We start from the raw sequence: 20608 nt of genomic DNA, 5'->3' as shown, positions 1-20608 counted from the left end.
TATATGGCCCGTCAGCGATTTGTAATCCCATCTGCAAACGATTGCAATTTGTTGTTGCAATCGATTTCCGTTCTGTGCATCCTATGTTCAGGCCGAGCTCAGATCGGCGTGGGAGAGAGATTATGAGGCATCTTCGGACAGTCCTGTTCAGCTCCGTCGCCTTGATCGCGACGGCCCCCCTTTCGGCGCAGACGCAGGCCGAGGCCCCGGCCGATGAGGCCGTGTCCGGCGAGGACATCGTCGTCACGGCGGTCGCGCGCAGCTCGAACCGGCTCAACACCAGCGTCACCGTGAGTTCGCTCGGCGAGGCCGAGATTGCGAAGGTCGCCCCGCGGTCGGTGGCGGAGATCTTCCGCAACCTGCCGGGCATCCGCTCCGAGTCCTCGGGTGGCGAAGGCAATGCGAACATCTCGGTGCGCGGCCTGCCGGTCGCGTCGGGTGGTTCCAAATTCCTCCAGTTGCAGGAAGACGGTCTTCCGGTCCTGGAGTTCGGCGACATCACCTTCGGCAATGCCGACATCTTCATGCGGTCCGACTTCAACGTCGGCCGGGTCGAGTCCGTGCGCGGCGGTTCCGCCTCGACCTTCGCCTCGAACGCGCCGGGCGGCGTGATCAACCTGATCTCGAAGACCGGCGAGCAGGAAGGCGGCGCCATCCAGGCGACCGCCGGCGTCGACTATCGCGACTGGCGCATGGACTTCGATTATGGCGGCCGGCTGAGCGATACCGTCCGCTTCCACGTCGGCGGCTTCTACCGCCAGGGCGAAGGTCCGCGCAAAGCGGGCTATGACGCCAACAAGGGCGGCCAGATCAAGTTCAACGTCACCAAGGAATTCGATAGCGGCTATATCCGCCTCTACGGCAAATATCTGAACGATCGCGCGATCGGCTATCTGCCGAACCCGGTGCTGGTGACTGGGACCAATGGCGATCCCAAATACCAGAATCTGCCGGGTTTCAGCATCAACGGCGATACGCTGCATTCGCGCTATTATCGCGACAATGTCACGCTCGACGGCAACAACAATCCGGTCACCCGCGACATTCGCGACGGTCAGCGCCCGCTGGTCAAGGCGATCGGGCTCGAGGCGCAGTTCGATCTCGGCGGCGGTTGGAACGTCACCGAACGCTTCCGCTATTCGGACATTTCCGGCGGCTTCACCTCGCCCTTCCCGGCGTCGGTCGACACGGGTGCGGCGATCGCTGCCTCGCTGGGCGGTGCCGGTTCGACGCTGACCTATGCCAATGGACCGCGTGCAGGCCAGGCTTTCTCGCCCAGCGCCTATCTGGCGCAGATCGTGCTGTTCGACGTCAAGCTCAACAGCCTCGACAACATCACCAACGACATCCGCCTCAGCCGCGACTTCGAGACCGGCCTCGGCAAGCTGACCTTCACCGGCGGCTTCTACAAGTCGCGCCAGACCATCGACACCGACTGGTTGTGGACGGCATCGCTGCTGGAGGTCACCGGCGGCGGCAATGCGGCGCTGGTGAACCTCACCAACGGCGCGGGCCAGGCGCTGACCCAGGGCGGGATCTTCGGCTATGGCGCGACCTTCTTCGGCAATTGCTGCCGCCGCAGCTACGATATCCGCTATGACACCAACGCCCCCTTCGCCTCGCTGAGCCTGGCGGCGGACAAGCTGACACTCGACGGCAGCATCCGCTACGACTTCGGCAGCGCGAACGGATCGGTGGCCGGTGCGGATCTCGGCGGCGGTCGGGTCGGCGTGATCAGCCGCGACATGAACGGCAATGGCGTGATCTCGATCCCCGAGACCAAGGTCAGCGCCATCCCGCTCGGCAGCGCAGCGCCGGTCGATTATAATTACAACTACTTCTCCTACTCGCTCGGCGCCAATTACCGGTTGTCGACCAACGTGGCGCTGTTCGCCCGCTACAGCCGTGGCGCACGCGCCAATGCCGATCGCCTGCTGTTCGGGCCGGCGGTCAATACGACCACGGGCAAGCTGACCGACAAGAGCGCGGCGGTCGATTATGTCCGCCAGCTCGAAGGCGGCGTGAAGTTCCGCGACGGTGGGCTGACGGTTAACGCCACGCTGTTCCATGCCCGTACCGAGGAGCAGAATTTCGAGGCGACAACCCAGACCTTCTTCAACCGCACCTATCGGGCGACCGGCCTTGAGCTGGAGGGCGGCTATCGCATGGGCGCGTTCAGCCTGACAGCAGGCGGCACCTATACTGACGCGAAGATCGCCTCCGACGTGCTCAACCCGGCGGTCGTCGGCAACAAGCCGCGCCGGCAGGCGAAGTTCATCTATCAGCTGACCCCGCAATATGACGACGGCCGCTTCTCGGTCGGCGCGAACGTGGTCGGAACGTCGAGCAGCTATGCGCAGGACAATAACCAGCTGAAGCTTCCGGGCTTCACCCAGGTGAATATGTTCGCGACGGTTCGGCCGATCGAGCGGGTGATGCTGTCGGTCAACGCTAACAACCTGTTCGACGTGAAGGGCTTCACCGAGGCGGAAGAGGGCGCGATCCCGGCGAACGGCATCGTCCGTGCGCGCTCGATCAATGGCCGGACGATCTCGGCCTCCATCCGCTACGAGCTCTAGGCGCCCGGCGCCTGGACCCATGGCCCCGCCGCTCCCTCCTGTCTCGGCGGGGCCATGACCTTCTTCTTCATGCACGATATCCGGGAAAGATTCTGATGGCCTGCCGCTGGACCGCCGACCATCTCGCCGCGCTCGATCCCCTCCACATGGCGGTTGCGCCGGTCATCGACCGACCTGCTCCGATCCTGCCCGACGTCGATCTGTGGGATTATTGGCCGGTCCAGGAGGAGGATGGGCGTCAGGCGGATATCGCCGGCGGGCAGCTCTTCATCTTTCTGTCGGCGCCGCTCCAGCCCGATCCCGATGCGCGGCATGGCCTGGCCCGCCTCCGGCTTCTCCATCGCAAGGACGGCGCATGGCGGGATCTCGGACTGCTCTTTCCGAAAGGTTTTTCACCCGGCAGCCGCGAATGGTCGGGCTCGGCGGTGATCTCGCCGGCACATGACCGGGTAACCCTCTACTACACCGTCGCCGGCCATCGCGGCGAGGAGCGTCTCAGCTTCAGCCAGCGCCTCTTCGAGACCGAAGCTGCGCTGCGCGTCGATGGCGAGGCGATCGTCCTTTCGTCCTGGTCCGAGCCTCGCGAGATGGTCGTGCCCGATGGCGAGCATTATGTCCGCGACATGGAGGGCGGCGGCGGCATCGGAACGATCAAGGCGTTTCGCGACCCTTCCTTCTTCCGCGACCCGGCCGACGGGCGCGACTATGTCTTCTTCGCCGGGTCGAACCCGCGGTCGACGTCGAACTGGAACGGCAATGTCGGCGCGGCGCGCCGGGAAACCGATGGCCGCTGGACATTGCTGCCCCCGGTGATCGACGCCGAGGGCGTGAACAATGAGCTGGAGCGCCCCCATGTGCTCGTCCGGGGCAGCCTTTATTACATGTTCTGGTCGACCCAGAAGAAGGTCTTCGCCCCCGACGTGCAGGCCGGCCCCAACGGCCTTTACGGCATGGTCGCCGATCGTCTGGCGGGCCCGTGGCGGCCGATCAACGGCAGCGGCCTGGTCTTCGCCAATCCGCCCGAGGCGCCGTTCCAGTCCTATAGCTGGTTCGTGCTGCCGGACCTGACGGTGCAGAGCTTCGCCGACATGGTGGGGCTGACCGAGCCACCAGTTGACGCGGCACAGGCGCGCGCGCATTTCGGGGGGATGCCGTCTCCCGAACTCATATTGCGCCTGGAGGGCGACCGGGCCTTCGTCGCATGACCGACGAGCCCCTGATCGCGGGGATCGAACTGGGCGGCACCAAGTGCATCGCCAGCCTTGCGCGCGGACGGACCATCGTGCGGCAGGAACGCTGGCCGACCGGCACGCCCGATACGCTCGGGTTGATCTCGGCCGAGGTCGCGCGCTGGATCGAGGAGGAGCCGATCGCGGCTATCGGTATCGCAAGCTTCGGCCCGCTGATGCTCGACCCCGCGCATCCGCGCTTCGGCCATATGGGCCGTACGCCCAAGCCAGGATGGGCCGGGGCCGACATAGCGGGGCATTTCCGGGAGCGGTTCGACTTGCCGATCGCGATCGACACCGACGTCAACGGCGCAGCGCTCGCCGAAGGGCATTGGGGCGCGGCGCAGGGCTGCGACGCCCATATCTACGCCACGGTCGGGACTGGCGTCGGGCTGGGCGTTGTGATCGACGGCCGCCCGCTCCATGGCCGCATGCATCCCGAGGCCGGCCATATGCGGATCCGGCGGCAGGCGGGCGACGACTTCCCCGGTTGCTGCCCCAGCCATGGCGACTGCATCGAGGGGCTAGTCAGCGGCCCCGGCCTCATGGCCCGCGCCGGCCGCCCGCTCGCCGAGGTCGAGGATGATGACCTGCTGTGGCGACGCGTCGCGATGGACCTGGGCGAATGGGCCGCGATGCTAATCCTAGCCTTGTCGCCGCAGCGTTTCGTGATCGGCGGCGGGGTGCCCCAGTTGCGCCCGGGCCTGCTACCGGTGATCCGGCACCATGCGGGCACCTTGCTCAACGACTATCTCGACGATCTCGACGAGGCCGCGATGGACCGGCTGATCGTGGCACCGGGGCTCGGCAGCGACGCGGGCCCGCTCGGCGCGGTAATGCTCGGCAGAGCCGCCTTGGGCTGCTAGCGGTTACGCGTTTTAATCAGGGACAGTATACTAATTTCTACGGATGGATGGAGTGGGCCATCGGGTTGCGCATCGCCATTTCACGACCCGGAAATTGGTATACTGTCCCCGAATTGATTTTAGGGCGTGCTTCGGAGCGTCTTGAGCAAATAGTTGGCGGATGCCGTGGCGGAGCCATCTCCGGTGAAGGCGACTGCGACGATTGCGTTGTCGGCTGGCGAGAAGGCCACCACAGCGCTCGCGCCAGGGGTTCCGCCGGCATGGCCTATCCAGCGTAAGGTCCGATCTCCGTCCGGGACCTCGAACAGCATGAGTCCCAGGCCGTAATATGTGCCGGCGTCGAACATGGGGTAGAGCTCATGCAGCATGGCCGCCATGGTGTCGGTCTTCAGCAGGCGGCCGCCGAGCAGAGCGCCGAGGAAGCGGGTCATGTCCGCAGCATCGCTGACGATCGGGCCAGCGGCACCCGCCCAGGAGGGATCGATCAGGGCGCCCTTCGCGGGGTGGGGCGGCGCGACGCCCTCCGAAGGCCCGCCCGGCCGCAGGGCGCGCATCTTTTGCAGATGGAGCGGCTCGATGATCCTGCGCGTGATCGCTTCCTCGATGGGAATGCCGTCGACCTTTGCGACGATCTCGCCCAGCAGGCTGAAGCCCGTATTGGAATAGCGCCACGCCGCGCCGGGACAGAATAATGGCCCATGTCGGCGGACGATTGTCAGCTGTTCGGGCAGGTCCAGAAAATGGGGATCGCGCGCTATGGTCTCGTCTTCGTTCGCGCTGAACAGGCCCGACCTGTGGGCGAGAAGGTCACCTATCGTGATGAGGTCGCCGTTCGGAACGCCTTCGATCCAGCCTGAAACGCGATCATCGAGGCCGATCCTGCCCTCGTCGACCAGTTGCAGGACGACGACCGCCGTCGCGATCTTTCCCGCGCTCGCCCAGAACAACAGCGGCGTGTCCGAAGGCGCGACAGTGGTCTGCCACAGGCCTTTGTCGGGGATCAGCACAGCTGCGCTCATCGCGGGCGCGGCAAGGCGATCCTGGATCTTGGAGAATGCGCTATCCAGCGCGTGAGCCGCATCGGGCTTCATATCGCCGTCGGGTAGGATGGCGGCGACCTGTGGCATGGAAAGGGTGCGCATGGCGGGCCCCGCATAGGGTGCCCGTTTTTCGCAGACGGACGGTCGCTTCTCGCGTGCGGGCAGGCTTATGGAGCCAGCGCAGGCGAGGAGCGCTATCGAAAATGCGAACCGTCCAATCTTCGTCATGGGCACTCGACCAGCGTTGGTCGCCGGGCTACCCGACAGGTTGGCACGAACACTCCGGGACGTCGGCCGATACGCTGTATTCGCGGTCGGTCGAGCCCGAGCTTCTACTCAGTCCGGCCGTACGCAGTCCACCGGCGCCATCACGGTGATCACGCCGGGCGCCACGCGCGCGGTGAAGGGGGTTTTGGCCAGAACCTCTCCGTCGATCGAGACCTGCAGCGAGGGCACCGTCTCCACGCGCAGCGCGCGACCGCGATATTCGACGGTGGTGTCCTTGCGCGCGCGCAGGCGCAGCCAGCTGGTGAACCAGCTCCAGCCGAGTTGGACCGGTGAACGCCCGACCACGGCCTGGACGACAATCTCGCCGCTTTGCGGATCCGCGTCGTCGACCAGTTCGACGCCGCCATGATAGGGGCCGTTGGCGATCCGCACCTCCAGCGCGTCGATCTCGTGCCGGACCCCATCCTGCGTCACGATCAGACGGAAGGAGCGGAACTTCATCGACTGCCAGGTCGCCCAGATCAGATAGCCGAGGCGGCCGAGGCTCTTCTTCAGGACAGGCGGTATCTGCCCGCCGATCTTGGTCGAAAGGCCGATCGCGGCGCAGTTGCAATAATAATCGTCGTCGATCATGCCGAGGTCGATCCGGCGGGGCGTGCCGGATGCGATGACGTCAATCGCGCCGTCCAGATCGAGCGGAATGCACAGCGTCCGTGCGAAGCTGTTGGCGGTTCCGAGCGGCAGGACTGCAAAGACGGTATCGGTTCCGACGATCGCGTCGACGACGCCCGACAAAGTGCCGTCGCCCCCGCCGACGATCAGCATCGGCGGACGTTTTGCCATCGCTTCGCGCACATGGCGGTCGAGTGCGCCGGGCTCGTCGACCGCGATCGCGTCGATCAACTCGACGCCCGACCTCTTCAATCCGTCGCAGGCGCTGTCGAAGAGGTCACGGCCCTGACGCGACATCGCGTTGACGATCATGATGGCGGAGCGGGGGGCGTCTGGCTGTGTCATGCGCAGCCACAACGCACCAGGATCGTTTCGGGCGCAATGTCCCCAACGCTTTTTGTCGCCGGTTGGTCAAAGCTTGGCGATGCGCTCATTATATTTGATCGACTGCGTCACGATCGATGCCTGTACGTCGAGCACACCGGGCACGCCATCGAGGAGGTCGGACGTTATCGTCCCGATCTCCTCGCGGCTGTCGAAAAGCCCGACCGCCAATATGTTGAAATTGCCGAGCATCATGATGACCGTTCGGAGCTGGGGATAGCGGCGCAGCGCTTCGGTGATCCTGCCTGCCTGCCGCATGTCTGCGCGGATGCGGAGAAAGGCGAATTCGGGATTGCCGTGCTGGCGATGGTCGGTGATCGCGGTGAAGCGCAGCAGACGCCGGTCGGTCAGACGCTTGATCCGCGTTCGCACCGTGCCTTCTGCCAGTTCGAGCCGGCGCGCGATAGCGCGATTGCTCAAGCGCGCATCGTCGCCCAGCAGGTCGAGGATCGCCCGGTCGGTCTCATCCAGATCGATCCGGTTCACCGCGCGATTCCCACGTCGAAATTGTAGAAGACGACGTCGGTGGCGATGCAGGCATCGACATGGGCGATGCCGGCAATCCCGTTGATCGAGCCCATCACGGCGTCGGACAACTCGGCGAAGTCATGAACCGCGACGAGCGCCTCGACATGGTGGGTGCCGGTGACGAGGTGCACCGCGAAGATGGCGGGGAGGGCGGCCAGTTCCTCGGCCACCGCTTGCGGCGCACGACCCGATACCTTGATGGCCAGCGCGATCAGGACGCTGAAGTCATAGGCGCCGAAATCTGCGGCGGCGACGATCCGCAAGGCTCCCGCGTCGGTCATCCTCTGGATGCGCAGGCCGATCGAGGCGCGCGTCACCTTGAGCCGCTCGGCGATCTCCTGGTTCGAGATGCGCCCGTTCGCCTTGAGCAGATCGACGATCTTCCAGTCCAGCGCATCGAAGGCGAAATCGGCATCGCCGGCCATGGCATCTCCCCGCCGCATCTTGTCTCCTATCGGCACCCGTCGCGCAATCGGCATCGCTGGATGATACGAAAGCGTAGAATGGTGATATACATATTACGCATTAGCCGAGTATGAAAACTTCTTGGAGAGACTTTGCGTGGTGATTCGCTCAAAAGATGATGGCCATGGACCATCATCAGGCGAGAAGCCCGCAATCAGTGGATGGGGCCGTGCTTTGCCGCGACGCCCCAGCGTCGGTCCCGCTCTCCACCACAAGCCGGCATCAAACCGGCGAGGAGAGGGAGAGAAAGATGAAGACGCTGAAGAGCGTCCTGCGGCTGACGGCTGCAGGATGGATCATGGTCGCCGCACCGGGACATGCACAGCAGGCTGCCCCCGCCACCACCGCGCAGGAGGCGACCGCCGAAACAGGGCTGGGCGATATCGTCGTCACGGCCCGCCGCCGTGACGAGGCGCTGCAGAATGTGCCCGTCGCCATCACCGCTTTGTCGGGCGAGACGCTGGCCGATCGCGGCATCCTGTCGACCGAGGCGCTGCGCCAGACCGCGCCGGCCCTCAACATCTTCCAGAACAACCGCAATGAGGCCGGCTTCTACATTCGCGGGCAGGGGCCCGGGATCATCGGCGGCGGCGCACGCAACTTCACCAGCGTCGCCACCTATTTCGCCGAGGTCCCCACCACCATCGCCGGCTCCGGCGTCTTCTACGACCTGGCGAATGTGCAGGTGCTGAAAGGGCCGCAGGGCACGCTGTTCGGGCGCAATACGACCGGCGGCGCCGTGCTGTTCGAGCCGAACAAGCCGACCTTCGACCTCGAAGGCTATGTGAAGGGCAGTGTTGGCAATCTCGACTATCATGAGGTCGAGGGCATGGTGAACCTGCCGATCGTCGAGGACCGTGTCGCGCTGCGTCTGGCCGGTTCCTGGTCGCGCCGCGACGGCTTCACCAAATCGATCTATACCGGGCAGCGCGCGGACAGCCGCAACCACGACGCCTTCCGCGTGTCGCTGCTCCTCCGCCCGAACGATCGGATCGAGAGCAACACGATCGTCGACTATAATTTCCGCGACAACACCGGCAACGGCCTCATCCTGCGGGCGATCAATCCCGGCGCGCAGCTGGGTGCCTTGCCGGTGCCCGATGCCCTGCAGCAGGGTTTCGGCCTGCCCGCGAGCATCCCGCTGCTGGCCGGCGCGCCGACCCCGATCGCTTGCCTGTCGGTGGCGCTGCCCAACTGTCCGACCGGCCCATTCGGCGGGGCGGTGGCGGCCTTCGTCGCAGGCGCCAATGGCGGCTTCAGCCTGTCGGGCCTGACGCCGGCGCAATTCCAGGACGCACTCGCGCTGCAGCGGCAGATCGGCGTCCGGCGCAACCTCAGCCGGCGGCCGGTCTATAACCGCAACAAGGCTTATGGCGTCACCAACCGGACCCAGATCGAGCTGACCGACAATTTGACGCTGAAGAACATCATCTCGCTGCGGCGCAGCCGCACGGCGGAGACCACCGACATCACGGCAGGCCTCGATTATGCCTATGGCGAATATCCGGGCACCGGAAGCAACCCGCCTTATGTCCGCGGTACCAACCAGTTCACCGAGGAGGTGCAGCTGCAGGGCAAGCTGCCCGATGCGGGGATCAGCTATGTCGTCGGTTTCTACCATGAGAAGACGACGCCGGGCATCGACCAGAGTTATCGCTCGGTGGTGTTCGGCGCGGCCAGCAACACCGGCAATTATTATCGCGACAGCAGCGACGCGCTGTTCGCCCATGTCGAGTGGCAGATCACCGACAAGCTTCAGCTCTCGGGCGGCTTCCGCTACACTTGGGACAAGCGCTTCCTGACCTCGTCGGTCACGGACGACGCCGGCAACTGCACCCAGACGAACACTGCCACAGGCGGCATCGAATGCCCGGTCGAGGGCAAGGCGAGCTTCAGCGCGCCGACCTTCGATGCTACGCTGCAATATGAGCTGACCGACCGCATCCTTGGCTATGTCGCCTATCGGCGGGGCTATAAAAGCGGCGGGTTCAACCTTCCGGCGCCGGCCGCGCAGTTCGCCACCTTCGGCGAAGAGCAAGTCGACGACTGGGAAGTGGGCCTCAAGGCCGATTGGGACATCGGCGTTCCGCTGCGCACAAATCTGTCGCTGTTCATCGACAAATATCGCGACATCCAGATCTCGCTGCCGGTGCTGGCGAACGGCTCCTTCATCAACCTCGTTCAGAATGCCGGCAAGGCGACCAACAAGGGCGGCGAGCTGGAAGTGCTGCTCAAGCCGTCGCGCAACCTGACGATCGGCGGCTTCGCCTCCTATCTCGACGCGAAATGCGCGACCAATGTCGGCACCGCTTGCCGCGTGGGCCGGCAGATCGCCTTCCAGCCGGAATGGAAGGCCGGCATCAACGGCCAATATGTCCTGTTCGAGGGCGATGCCGGCTCGGTCACGCTGACCAGCGACTATAGCTTCACCGACCGGGTGACGACGTCCGATCCGGACACGCCGCTCGACACTTATCCCAGCTATTCCTTGTGGAACGCGCGGCTCGACTGGGCCGACGTCTTCGGGCGCGGCATCGACGTCGGCGTCTTCGCCAACAACATCACCGGCAAGAAATATATCGTCGGCGGCTATCCGCTCGCCTCGGCGCTGGGTTTCGACGCGGCGCTCTATGGCGAGCCGCGCACCTACGGCCTCAACATCCGCTACCGCTTCGGCAAGTGAACAGGGAGGAGATGATCATGCAGACACTCGCAGGAAAGACCGCCCTGATCACCGGAGGCGGCGAAGGGATCGGCGGGGCCATCGCCAGCCGCTTCGCGCGCGAGGGCGCCAATGTCGTCATCGCGGAATATAATCCGGCGGTGGGCGAGGCGCGTGCGCAGGCGATCGCGGCGGCGGGCGGCTCGGCGCTGTTCGTCCAGACCGACGTGACGAAGAAGGAGCAACTGCTCGGCGCGGTCTCCGCAGCAGGCGAGCGCTTCGGCGGCGTCGATATCCTCGTCAACAATGCCTATGGCGGCGGCCACATCCGCCGCCTTGAGGACAAGACCGACGAGGAGTTCGCGCACAGCTTCGACATGTCGATCATGGCAAGCGTCTGGGCGATGCGGGCGTGCTTCCCGCATATGCGCAAGGCGGGCTGGGGCCGGGTGATCAGCATCTGCTCGCTCAACGGCGTCAATGCGCATATCTATTCGGCCGACTTCAACGCGGGCAAGGAGGGGCTGCGCGCGCTCACCCGCACCGCCGCGCGCGAATGGGCGGGCTATGGCATCACCGCCAACATCATCTGCCCCGGTGCCGCCAGCGCCGCCTATCTGCGCTTCAAGGCGGAGTATCCGGACAATGCCGCCGCGATGGACGCGCTCAACCCGATGGGGCGGACCGGCGATGTGGATGAGGATATCGCCCCGGTCGCGCTGTTCCTCGCGAGCGAGGGCAGCCGCTATCTGACCGGCAACACCTTGTTCGTCGATGGCGGGTCGCACATCAACGGCGTCGCCTGGGCGCCCGAACCCGAAAAGGTCGGCTGACGGCGCATGGGGAGGGGAGCTTCGTTTCTCTCCCCGACGCCATCGGCTTTGCACCGTGCCGCGTCGGGTCTAAAGCTGTGTCATGACTCACGCATCCTTCCCCGCCCTTCGTCTCCGCCGCACGCGCCGCCACGGCTGGAGCCGCGAAATGTTCGCCGAAAATGTGGTGACCCCGGCCGACCTGATCTGGCCGGTCTTCATCGCCAATGGCGATGAGGTCGAGCCGATCGCTTCGCTGCCTGGCATTTCGCGCTGGCCGCTGTCCCAGATCGCGGCGAAGGCGAAGGAAGCGCGGGAGGCCGGCATCCCCTGCCTGGCCCTGTTCCCGAATACCCCGCGCGAGAAGCGCAGCGACGATGGGCGCGAGGCGCTCAATCCCGACAATCTGATGTGTCGTGCGATCCGGACGATCAAGGATGCGGTGCCCGATATCGGCCTGCTGACCGACGTCGCGCTCGATCCCTATACCAGCCATGGCCATGACGGGCTGATCGACGCCGAAGGCTATGTGCTCAACGACCCGACCAAGGACATCCTCGTCGGGCAGGCGCTGGTCCAGGCCGAAGCCGGGAGCGACATCGTCGCCCCGTCGGACATGATGGACGGCCGCATCGGCGCGGTCCGCGAGGCGCTGGAGGCCGGGGGGCATGTCGACGTCCAGATCATGGCCTATGCCGCCAAATATGCCTCGGCTTTCTATGGCCCCTTCCGCGACGCGGTCGATACGCGCGGGCTGCTGAAGGGCGACAAGAAGGGCTATCAGATGAACCCCGCCAATGCGCAGGAGGCGCTGCGCGAAGTGGCGCTCGACCTCGCCGAGGGCGCCGACAGCGTGATGGTGAAGCCGGGGCTCCCCTATCTCGATATCGTCCGGCTGGTGAAGGAGCGCTTCGAGGTGCCGGTGTTCGCCTATCAGGTGTCGGGCGAATATGCGATGATCGAGCATGCCGTCGCGGCCGGTGCGGCCGACCGCGACGCGATGGTGCTGGAGACGCTGATGGCGTTCAAGCGCGCCGGCGCCTCGGGCGTGCTGAGCTATCATGCTCTCCACGCCGCGCGCCTGATGGGCGCATGATCGACACCGAAAGGCTGGTCCTGCGTGGCTGGCGCGACGAAGACGCGGCGCCCTTCCTCGCCATGGGGCAGGATCCCGAGGTGATGGCCTATCTCGGCCCGCTGCAAACTGCGGAGGATGTCGCGGCGGGAATCACGCGACAGAAGGACCTGCTGGAGACGCACGGCTATTGCTTCTGGGCGCTGGAGGAGCGGGCGAGCGGAGCGTTCATCGGTTTTTGCGGGCTCAAGCCGGGGGTGGCGGGTACGCCGGTCGAGGGCCGCACCGAGATCGGCTGGCGGCTGGCCCGCGCACATTGGGGCAAGGGCTATGCCCGCGAAGCCGCGCAGGCCTCGCTCGACTGGGGCTCGGCCAAGGGCATCGACAGCATCTGGGCGATCACCGTGCCGGCCAATGTCCGCTCCTGGGGCCTGATGGAGCGGCTCGGCATGACGCGCCGCCATGACCTCGACTTCGATCATCCGCTGCCGGGCCTCGACGAGCGGTTGAAGGCCCATGTCACCTACAACATCGAAAGACCGCAATGAACTACGACCACACCGTCCTGACCTATGAGGGCGCGACGCCCGAGATCGACGACAGCGCCTTCCTCGCGCCCGGATCGCGCGTGATCGGTCATGTCCGGATCGGGGCCGAAGCGAGCCTCTGGTACAATGTCGTGGTGCGTGGCGACGGCAACTATATCCATATCGGCGCGCGAACCAATGTCCAGGACGGCAGCGTCATCCACATCTCGACCGGCACCCACCCGACCGTGATCGGCGAGGACGTGCTGATCGGCCATATGGCGACCGTCCACGGTTGCACGCTGCACGACCGCGCCTTCGTCGGCTTCGGCGCGCTGGTGATGGACGGCTGCGTCATCGAGTCCGACGCGATGCTGGCGGCGGGCGCGATGCTCACTCCCGGCAAGCGCATCCCGAGCGGCCAGCTGTGGAGCGGCCGCCCCGCCCGCTACATGCGCGACCTGACCCCCGAGGAGATGGCGAACAACCAGAAGGGCGTCGCCGCCTATGTCGTCGAGGCGCGCAAGCATAAGCAGGCGCTGGCGGAAGCCGAGAAAAGGGCTGACTAATTATTTGTTCCTTACTTACTCTTTTAATGCCGGAGCGATCGCGTATCTGGCAAACCTCGCGGAACACGGCAGGAACCGCGCGCTAACGAGCAGTGCACCCACTGCTAAGCCAGCCAAGCAACCACACAACCAGTGCTGGCATGGGAAGTGAAAGTGATACACAGGTGGCGGCGACCATGATAAGGTCGCCACCGGTTGGGATCGCATGTTACGACCGGTTAGAAGCCGCCGCCCGTGCAGGGGTTGGCGGCTTCGTTCATTTTACCCTCACCGCGCCCTCGTCAGTGGCACGCAGAGCATTCGGATTTCCGCCTCCGCTTCTTACGCATTGCGCATCTCCCTAGTCGGCGTGATTGCCGATGGCGGGATCATCGCGGGATCGAATTGCGCCACCAATAGCAAACATAATTGCGCCGAAATTACGCTAGTCTTTCTGGCGTGATGGCTGTTTTCCGGGATTTTTATGCCCTCTTTCACGCCGGAATGACGCCAAGAATTCGCGTTTCCGGACATTGTGATCTGGGAATATCGCTTTTGCACGCGCCCATGCAGTATCTTCTGATATCGTTATTCCCCATCCGGCAGCGATTGCTTTGCCGAGTCGATCATATTCCCCGATGGGAAGATCGGACTTGGATCGCGACGAAGCTGGGGCCGGCGTGTCTGACGCTGGCGCAATAGAAGCGGGAGGAGCGATGGGCTGCGGCTGTGGAGGCCCCATGAACTCCGCAGGCATATGCCTTTTGCCGTCAAAGCTGTTAATGTCGAACCGGACATCAAAGTACCAGTGGTCGTCAAACTTCGCCTGACCGGTTGACCAGAAATGGGTATCCCCATCCTCCGGCCAAGCGTTCCAAAGAACGGGGCGGATCAGCGGGAATGGGCCGTCTGGACCGGTTCGGGCTACTGCGACAACAAGCCCTGATGCTAATTGGGCAATGAGAGATTTATGGCGCGTGTAGCCAACGACCGCCCTATTTATGCGTTCATATGCCGCGACTGTCAGCCAATGATCGTTGAAGTCGGACTCGCTCGGCGGCTCCCATCCCATGCGAGACGGATATCACATAGTTTTGCGGAGTCGATTCCGTGCTATGTTTGCGGCATGGCAGACCAAATCAAATCCCAACTCGACAAGTTAAAGGAAGCAGACTGCGCCCTTGAGTGCGACGATGATCATCGCTTTAAGGGCAAGCTCAATAAGATGGTGAAGCAAAGTCCCGTACTGGAGAAGTTGGAATGAATCTTCCACCACTTCTAGATGAAGAAGTGGCAGACTTCGTGCTGTCTCTAAGATCAATAGAGCGAAAAATTCTACAGAGCTTTTCCGATGATCGCGGGCGGTTGTATCAAGCAATCGCTGAAAAAGCGGGAGTGTCTTACGCTGATGTCCAGGAACTCAGCATGAAGCTTCAACAAGCACGCTTGGCACACATATCGGTCATTCCGTTCAATGGATGCCGGTTGTTTCTCAACGATCGAGGTCGGCAGGTGAAGCGTGCCGCAGAAATTTTTGAGGGCCTTCAAGTGCGGTGCGCGACAAAGTAGTTTGTAAAACACACAATCGCCCATGTAGGGTTTTGTGCGAGAGCCGACTGATCTCGACATCGGGAGATAGGCGTGGGCACCCGGTACAAAGCCTACGACATCCCAAGGGGTTCGTTTCTGCAGATCCCGGACGCAATCGCTACATCCGGCGGCAGCGCAGTTCGCTTGAATTGCCGCCTCGTCTGCACCCCGCTTATGATCGGGACAGGTTCGATCCGAGCAACGCGATCGACAAGGAGGGTGTCGTGACTGACCTAGCGGGGATCGCTCTTGGCTCGACGGTGGCGGGTGCACCGGTCAGAGTTATCGACGGAATCGGAGGCGCAGCCCTGGCGGGTTTGAATGCCTGGAAGAAACTGCGCGAATCCGAGGGGGAAAAATGACCTCGAAGCTGAAGAAACAGGGCTTGTTGCTGCTGGTGGTGACGATCCTCGCCATCGGTATCAAGCTCATCGAATCTCCAGGAGCGGCGGGCCATCAGCCTGTCCCGATCCTTGGATGGATCGCCTTGTGCTGGGTCATTTTCTTCCATTCCTGGTGGCGGGAGCGACGGCGGTCGGATTCGCACTGATTTCGCTCGGTGGCGCTTATTCGCAACCGTTGCCGCAATGCGGGCAGGGGCCTATCTAGGCTCTCTGTCCGCATCAAGGTTTCGGTTCCATGTCCAGCTATGAAGATCGGTTGAAGGCGCTCCGCGAGGAGCTGGCGCGGCGCAGGCTCGACGGGTTCGTCGTGCCGCTGACCGACGAGCATATGAGCGAATATGTCGGCGCCTATGCGCAGCGGCTCGCCTGGCTGACCGGGTTCCAGGGCTCGGCGGGGTCGGCGGTGGTGCTGCCGGCCGAGGCGGCGATCTTCGTCGACGGGCGCTACACGCTGCAGGTGCGCGAGCAGGTCGACGGCCAGCATTGGAGCTACCAGTCGGTGCCGCAGACGAGCACCGCGCAGTGGCTGGAGCAGCATGCCCCCGATGGCGGGCGCATCGGCTATGATCCCTGGCTGCACACCAAAGGCTGGGTCGAGGCGGCGCGCAAGGCGCTGGCGGGGAAGGGCGCGGAACTGGTCGCGGTCGACACCAATCCGGTCGATGCGATCTGGCCCGACCGGCCCGCACCCTCGGCGGCGCGGCTGGTGGTGCAGCCCGATGCGCTGACCGGGCAATCCTCGGCCGCCAAGCGCGCGAATATCGCCGACTGGCTGGCGGGCAAGAAAGCGGACTCGGCGGTGCTCTCGGCGCTCGATTCGATCGCCTGGGCGTTCAACATCCGCGGACAGGACGTCGATCGCACGCCGGTCGCGCTGGCCTATGCGCTGGTCCACGCCGATGCGACCGCCGACCTGTTCGTTGCACCCGACAAGCTCGACGAGGCGGTGAAGGCGCATCTCGGCAATGGCGTGCGGCTGCACGACCGCGCGGCGTTCGAGCCGGCGCTGAAGGCGATGGCGGGCAAGACCGTTGCGGTCGATCCCGAGCGGGCGGTGGCGGCGATCTTCGAGGCGCTGTCGGGCGCAGGCGCGAGGCTGATCGAGGAGCGCGATCCGGTCGTACTGCCCAAGGCGGTCAAGAATGCGGTCGAGATCGCCGGCCACAAGGCCGCGCAGGCGCGCGATGGCGCGGCGCTCAGCCGCTTTCTCCACTGGCTGTCGGTCGAGGCGCCCAAGGGCGGGCTCGACGAGATCCAGGCGTCCGATCGGTTGCAGGCGTTCCGTGCCGAAACCGGGCTGCTCCGCGACCTGTCGTTCGACACGATCTCGGGCGCCGGGCCCAATGGCGCGGTGGTCCATTATCGCGCAAGCGACGAGACCAAGCGCATTCTCGAGCCCAATTCGCTCTATCTGGTGGATTCGGGCGGCCAATATCAGGATGGTACCACCGACGTGACCCGAACGGTCGCGATCGGGACGCCGACTGCCGAGATGCGCGACCGCTATACGCGCGTGCTGAAGGGCCACCTCGCCATCGCCCGCGCGGTCTTCCCGAGGGGGACGCGTGGCGGCCAACTCGACATATTGGCGCGCCAGCATCTGTGGGCGGCGGGCCTCGATTATGCGCACGGCACCGGGCATGGCGTGGGCGCCTATCTGTCGGTGCATGAGGGGCCGCAGCGCATCGCCACCTTCGGCGGGGGCGACGAGCCCCTGCAGCCGGGGATGATCCTGTCCAACGAGCCCGGCTATTACAAGACGGGAGAATATGGGATCCGGATCGAGAATCTGATCCTGGTCGAGGAGCGGGCGATCGAGGGTGGCGAGAAGGCTATGATGGGCTTCGAGACGCTGACCTTTGCGCCCTATGAGCGGGCCCTGATCGATACCGCCATGCTCGATGCGGGCGAGATCGCCTGGATCGACGCCTATCATGCGCAGGTCCGCGCGGTCGTCGGTCCGCAGCTGGAGGGCGATGCCGCCGACTGGCTGACACGGGCAACGGCGCCTTTGCTTGAAAGGATGGATAACGAGGCTTAACACTTCGCCGCCGGGCCGCGACTCATGACTGCGGACGGCCGGATTGTGGGGTCCGGTTGCTTTGCAGGGGGTTGGGCTGACGCGATATCTGGACCGATGGCTGCATGGCCTCGCGCGTCTCGTGCTGCTTCCTCTCGCGGGGGGGATGCTGTCCGCCGCATCTCCCTTGTGGACGCCCCAGGACGTGAACCAGCGCCTACTGGCCGCGCACAATGCTGAACGGGTGCGCCTCGGCATTCCCCCGCTTGTATGGAGCGACAAGCTGGCCCGCCAGTCGATGGAGTGGGCCCAGCAGCTGACGCTTATCGACGGGTTGGAGCATAGCGATTCGGCCGACTATGCCGATCCCACCGACGGCGAAGAGGGCGAGAATCTCTGGCGCGGGACGAAGGGCTATTACACGCCCGAGCAGATGGTGAATCTGTGGGTCGACGAGCGCAAGATCTTCATCAACGGCCCGTTCCCGCGCAACAGCACGACCGGGCAGTGGCGTGACGTCGGCCACTATACCCAGCTCATCTGGCGCTCCACCACGCAGGTCGGCTGCGCGATCGCGAGCAACGATCAGGACGAGGTGCTCGTCTGCCGCTATCTCGAGGGCGGCAATGTGATCGGCGAAAAGCCTTACTGATCCTCGCCCGAAGCGGGGCCGGCCGGGGGCGCCAATTCGTCCTTCTGCGCACGTGCCTGTGCCTTGCGGCGGCGCAGATTGTCGCGCAGCGCCTGCGCCAGCCGCTCGGCGCGCTCCTCGGCTGCGGACCGGGCGGGGGAGGTTTTGTCGTCGCTCATGTCCGGGATCGATAGCCGGATCGAAATAACAGGCAAGCCGCCTTGACGGACGCCTCCGCATTGTCCATAGGCCCGCCACACCGCAGGGGCTTAGCTCCCCGGTCGCCCGCAACATGCTGGCAGTGCTGCCGTAGCTCAGTGGTAGAGCGCATCCTTGGTAAGGCTGAGGTCAAGGGTTCGATCCCCTTCGGCAGCACCATTCTCCCGCATGAAGTCAGAGACTTAGACTACCCCTCCGGGGGAAAACGCATATTACGCCGCGTCAGATCGGCCAAACGTAATATCGGCGTATAGGGGTCAAATCGTAGCAGCTTCGGCGTAATTTGCGCTGTTGGAGGGGAAAGTCTTCCCCTGCCGGCGCGCCGGAGTCGCGACGGACCCCTTCTGCGGGCGGCTCCGCCCCCGCAACGCCCCCTAGAGTGAAAGAAAAGCGGAAATTCCCGTGACGGGTAAAGGCTGAGAGAGAGGCTCTCGGCGCCCGTCGTGGAGATTTCCCATGGCGACGATCCTCATGCAATCCGACACGTCCCGGCCGGTTTCGGCGGGCTACAAGGTCGACATCTCACGCGGCCAGCGCATCGGCCGCGTTTCCTCCGAATGGTTCTCCCGGCCGGACGACGAGCGCTTCCTGTCGCTGTCCTCGCTTCACGCCGCTGTCAAATCGCGGGCCGAACGCGCTACGGCGCGCACCGTCGAGACCCGAGACGTCAAGGTCGAGGCCAGCCGCGACGATGCCGAACGCCTGGCGCTGCTCGTGCCCGGCCGCGACGAGCCGGTCATGCCGACCCACTGGTCGTTCGGCCAGCTGTGCAGTCTTGTGGGCGCCCCGGCGGGCTATCTCCGCCAGCTGCCCGCGCCGCTGGCGGGCATAAACATGCAGCAAGGTTTGCTCTCGCACCGCGCTGAGTTGATGAAGACCCTCGAGACCGATGATGGCCGGATCGAACTGCGCGCCGTCACCGGTCCGGACTATGGCCGCATCTGGGATCATGAGCTGGTCGCGGCGGTCATGAAGATCGCGGGCGATGGCACCGGCGACACGCGCTGGAAGGTGCCCGGCCTGCTCGACTGGTCGACCATGACTCACAACCCGTTCGTCGAGGTGACCAAGGATACCACGACGCTCTACGCGAGCGATCGCGACGTCTTCCTCTTCCTGGTCGATGATGCCCATCCGATCGAGGCCGGCCGGCTACCCAATGGCGACCCCGACCTGTTTTTCCGCGGCTTCTATGCCTGGAACAGCGAGGTGGGCTCCAAAACGCTCGGTATCGCCTCTTTCTATCTCCGGGCGGTCTGCATGAACCGCAACATCTGGGGCGCCGAAGGCTTCGAGGAGATCAGCATCCGGCATAGCAAGTTCGCTGCCAACCGCTTCGCGCATGAGGCGGCGCCCGCGCTGGAGAATTTCGCGACCTCGTCGCCGGTGCCGTTCATGGCCGGCATCAAGGCCGCGCGCGAACGGCTAGTCGCCCGGACCGACGACGATCGGCAAGCCTTCCTGCGCAAGCGGGGCTTCTCGAAGGGCGATACCGATCGGATCATCGCCACCGTGCTCGAAGAGGAAGGCCATCCCCCGGCGTCGATCTTCGACTTCGTCCAGGGCATCACCGCGGTGGCGCGCGACAAGCCGCATCAGGACACCCGCCTCGAGCTTGAAGGCAAAGCCGCCAAGCTCCTCACCGCGGCCTGATCGGCGAAACTCCACCTCCCTATCGAAAGGAGCGGTCTCATGATCGTTCTGCCACCGATCGCCCGCTACGCACTGCGGGCCAATCATATAAATCGCCGGGCGGCGGCCGAGCGCGAAATGTCCGAGCCCGACCCGGCACCGCTGATCAAGTTCTTCAATCCGCTGGGAGCCCAAATGTGGCTTACCACCGAGCTCGCCGAGGATGGCGATGCGCTCTGGGGATTGGCTGACCTTGGCTTTGGATGTCCGGAGATCGGCCCGTTGTCGCTGAGCGAATTGTCCGCGGTCCGCCTGCCGTTAGGCATGGGCATCGAGATCGACGCCGCTTTCAAGTCGGACGTCCCCCTCTCGGTGTGGGCAACATGGTCCCGCCGAACAGGCTCGATCCTCTGGACCGAGACCCTGTTCCGGCAGTCGCCACCTGGCGAGCCGCCGCCAGACTGATGGCGCGGACCTCACCTGTTGGCGCGGTTCTC

General features: G+C 64.6%; 19 protein-coding genes and 1 tRNA gene. 15 read left to right on the top strand and 5 right to left on the bottom strand.

What is annotated here, in order from left to right; genetic code table 11:
* Positions 1-122 precede the first annotated feature (122 nt).
* The 3 genes from G6P88_RS06350 (at position 123) to G6P88_RS06340 (ending at position 4674) form a co-directional block, all read left to right on the top strand.
* Positions 123-2579, top strand: coding sequence for a TonB-dependent siderophore receptor (locus G6P88_RS06350; protein ID WP_165322395.1), 2457 nt, complete (start codon positions 123-125; stop codon positions 2577-2579).
* A gap of 95 nt (positions 2580-2674) precedes the next feature.
* Positions 2675-3784 (top strand): glycoside hydrolase family 68 protein, encoded by a 1110-nt coding sequence (locus G6P88_RS06345; protein WP_165322394.1) that lies wholly within the window; start codon positions 2675-2677, stop codon positions 3782-3784.
* Positions 3781-4674, top strand: coding sequence for an ROK family protein (locus G6P88_RS06340; protein ID WP_165322393.1), 894 nt, complete (start codon positions 3781-3783; stop codon positions 4672-4674). Before G6P88_RS06345 ends, G6P88_RS06340 begins: the two co-directional genes overlap by 4 nt.
* Positions 4675-4793: 119 nt before the next feature.
* Here the strand turns inward: G6P88_RS06340 and G6P88_RS06335 are convergent, their stop codons facing one another.
* From G6P88_RS06335 to G6P88_RS06320, 4 genes are all read right to left on the bottom strand, one after another.
* Positions 4794-5816, bottom strand: a complete 1023-nt coding sequence (locus G6P88_RS06335; RefSeq protein WP_165322392.1) for a serine hydrolase domain-containing protein — start codon at positions 5814-5816, stop codon at positions 4794-4796.
* A 234-nt stretch (positions 5817-6050) separates the two neighbouring features.
* The gene (locus G6P88_RS06330) at positions 6051-6959 is read right to left on the bottom strand and encodes a diacylglycerol/lipid kinase family protein (protein WP_165322391.1); all 909 of its coding nucleotides are present in this window, start codon (positions 6957-6959) and stop codon (positions 6051-6053) included.
* Between the two features lie 66 nt (positions 6960-7025).
* Positions 7026-7484 (bottom strand): Lrp/AsnC family transcriptional regulator, encoded by a 459-nt coding sequence (locus G6P88_RS06325; RefSeq protein WP_165322390.1) that lies wholly within the window; start codon positions 7482-7484, stop codon positions 7026-7028.
* Complete coding sequence (locus tag G6P88_RS06320; RefSeq protein WP_165322389.1) at positions 7481-7969, bottom strand: Lrp/AsnC family transcriptional regulator; 489 nt, start codon at positions 7967-7969, stop codon at positions 7481-7483. Before G6P88_RS06320 ends, G6P88_RS06325 begins: the two co-directional genes overlap by 4 nt.
* A gap of 272 nt (positions 7970-8241) precedes the next feature.
* Between G6P88_RS06320 and G6P88_RS06315 the strand changes: the two genes are divergently transcribed.
* The 9 genes from G6P88_RS06315 to G6P88_RS06270 all read left to right on the top strand — a co-directional run bounded on the left by G6P88_RS06315 (position 8242) and on the right by G6P88_RS06270 (position 18281).
* A complete protein-coding gene (locus G6P88_RS06315; RefSeq protein WP_165322388.1) occupies positions 8242-10674 on the top strand; it encodes a TonB-dependent receptor in 2433 nt (810 codons plus the stop codon).
* A gap of 17 nt (positions 10675-10691) precedes the next feature.
* Positions 10692-11486, top strand: coding sequence for an SDR family NAD(P)-dependent oxidoreductase (locus tag G6P88_RS06310; RefSeq protein ID WP_165322387.1), 795 nt, complete (start codon positions 10692-10694; stop codon positions 11484-11486).
* Between the two features lie 82 nt (positions 11487-11568).
* Positions 11569-12561, top strand: coding sequence for a porphobilinogen synthase (hemB, locus tag G6P88_RS06305; RefSeq protein ID WP_165322386.1), 993 nt, complete (start codon positions 11569-11571; stop codon positions 12559-12561).
* Positions 12558-13088 (top strand): GNAT family N-acetyltransferase, encoded by a 531-nt coding sequence (locus G6P88_RS06300; protein WP_165322385.1) that lies wholly within the window; start codon positions 12558-12560, stop codon positions 13086-13088. The genes hemB and G6P88_RS06300 overlap by 4 nt, the downstream gene beginning before the upstream one ends.
* Positions 13085-13636, top strand: coding sequence for a gamma carbonic anhydrase family protein (locus G6P88_RS06295; protein WP_165322384.1), 552 nt, complete (start codon positions 13085-13087; stop codon positions 13634-13636). Before G6P88_RS06300 ends, G6P88_RS06295 begins: the two co-directional genes overlap by 4 nt.
* Before the next feature lie 1105 nt (positions 13637-14741).
* Positions 14742-14879 (top strand): hypothetical protein, encoded by a 138-nt coding sequence (locus tag G6P88_RS06290; RefSeq protein WP_165322383.1) that lies wholly within the window; start codon positions 14742-14744, stop codon positions 14877-14879.
* Positions 14880-15563: 684 nt separating this feature from the next.
* Positions 15564-15755 (top strand): hypothetical protein, encoded by a 192-nt coding sequence (locus G6P88_RS06280; protein ID WP_165322381.1) that lies wholly within the window; start codon positions 15564-15566, stop codon positions 15753-15755.
* 89 nt (positions 15756-15844) lie between these two features.
* Positions 15845-17650, top strand: a complete 1806-nt coding sequence (locus tag G6P88_RS06275; RefSeq protein WP_165322380.1) for an aminopeptidase P family protein — start codon at positions 15845-15847, stop codon at positions 17648-17650.
* Between the two features lie 145 nt (positions 17651-17795).
* Complete coding sequence (locus tag G6P88_RS06270; protein WP_165324951.1) at positions 17796-18281, top strand: CAP domain-containing protein; 486 nt, start codon at positions 17796-17798, stop codon at positions 18279-18281.
* On the opposite strand, the gene G6P88_RS06265 is transcribed toward G6P88_RS06270, so the two are convergent.
* Positions 18275-18439 (bottom strand): hypothetical protein, encoded by a 165-nt coding sequence (locus G6P88_RS06265; RefSeq protein ID WP_165322379.1) that lies wholly within the window; start codon positions 18437-18439, stop codon positions 18275-18277. The two genes, G6P88_RS06270 and G6P88_RS06265, sit on opposite strands and share 7 nt — an antisense overlap.
* A gap of 124 nt (positions 18440-18563) precedes the next feature.
* Between G6P88_RS06265 and G6P88_RS06260 the strand changes: the two genes are divergently transcribed.
* The 3 genes from G6P88_RS06260 to G6P88_RS06250 all read left to right on the top strand — a co-directional run bounded on the left by G6P88_RS06260 (position 18564) and on the right by G6P88_RS06250 (position 20576).
* Positions 18564-18638, top strand: a tRNA-Thr gene (locus tag G6P88_RS06260).
* Between the two features lie 297 nt (positions 18639-18935).
* The gene (locus G6P88_RS06255) at positions 18936-20132 is read left to right on the top strand and encodes a DUF932 domain-containing protein (RefSeq protein WP_206335884.1); all 1197 of its coding nucleotides are present in this window, start codon (positions 18936-18938) and stop codon (positions 20130-20132) included.
* 39 nt (positions 20133-20171) lie between these two features.
* Positions 20172-20576, top strand: coding sequence for a DUF2958 domain-containing protein (locus G6P88_RS06250; RefSeq protein WP_165322378.1), 405 nt, complete (start codon positions 20172-20174; stop codon positions 20574-20576).
* The last annotated feature ends 32 nt before the right edge of the window (positions 20577-20608 follow it).

Source organism: Rhizorhabdus phycosphaerae (assembly GCF_011044255.1).
Classification (GTDB): Bacteria; Pseudomonadota; Alphaproteobacteria; order Sphingomonadales; family Sphingomonadaceae; genus Rhizorhabdus; species Rhizorhabdus phycosphaerae.
This window is presented reverse-complemented; position numbering and strand designations above follow the sequence as displayed.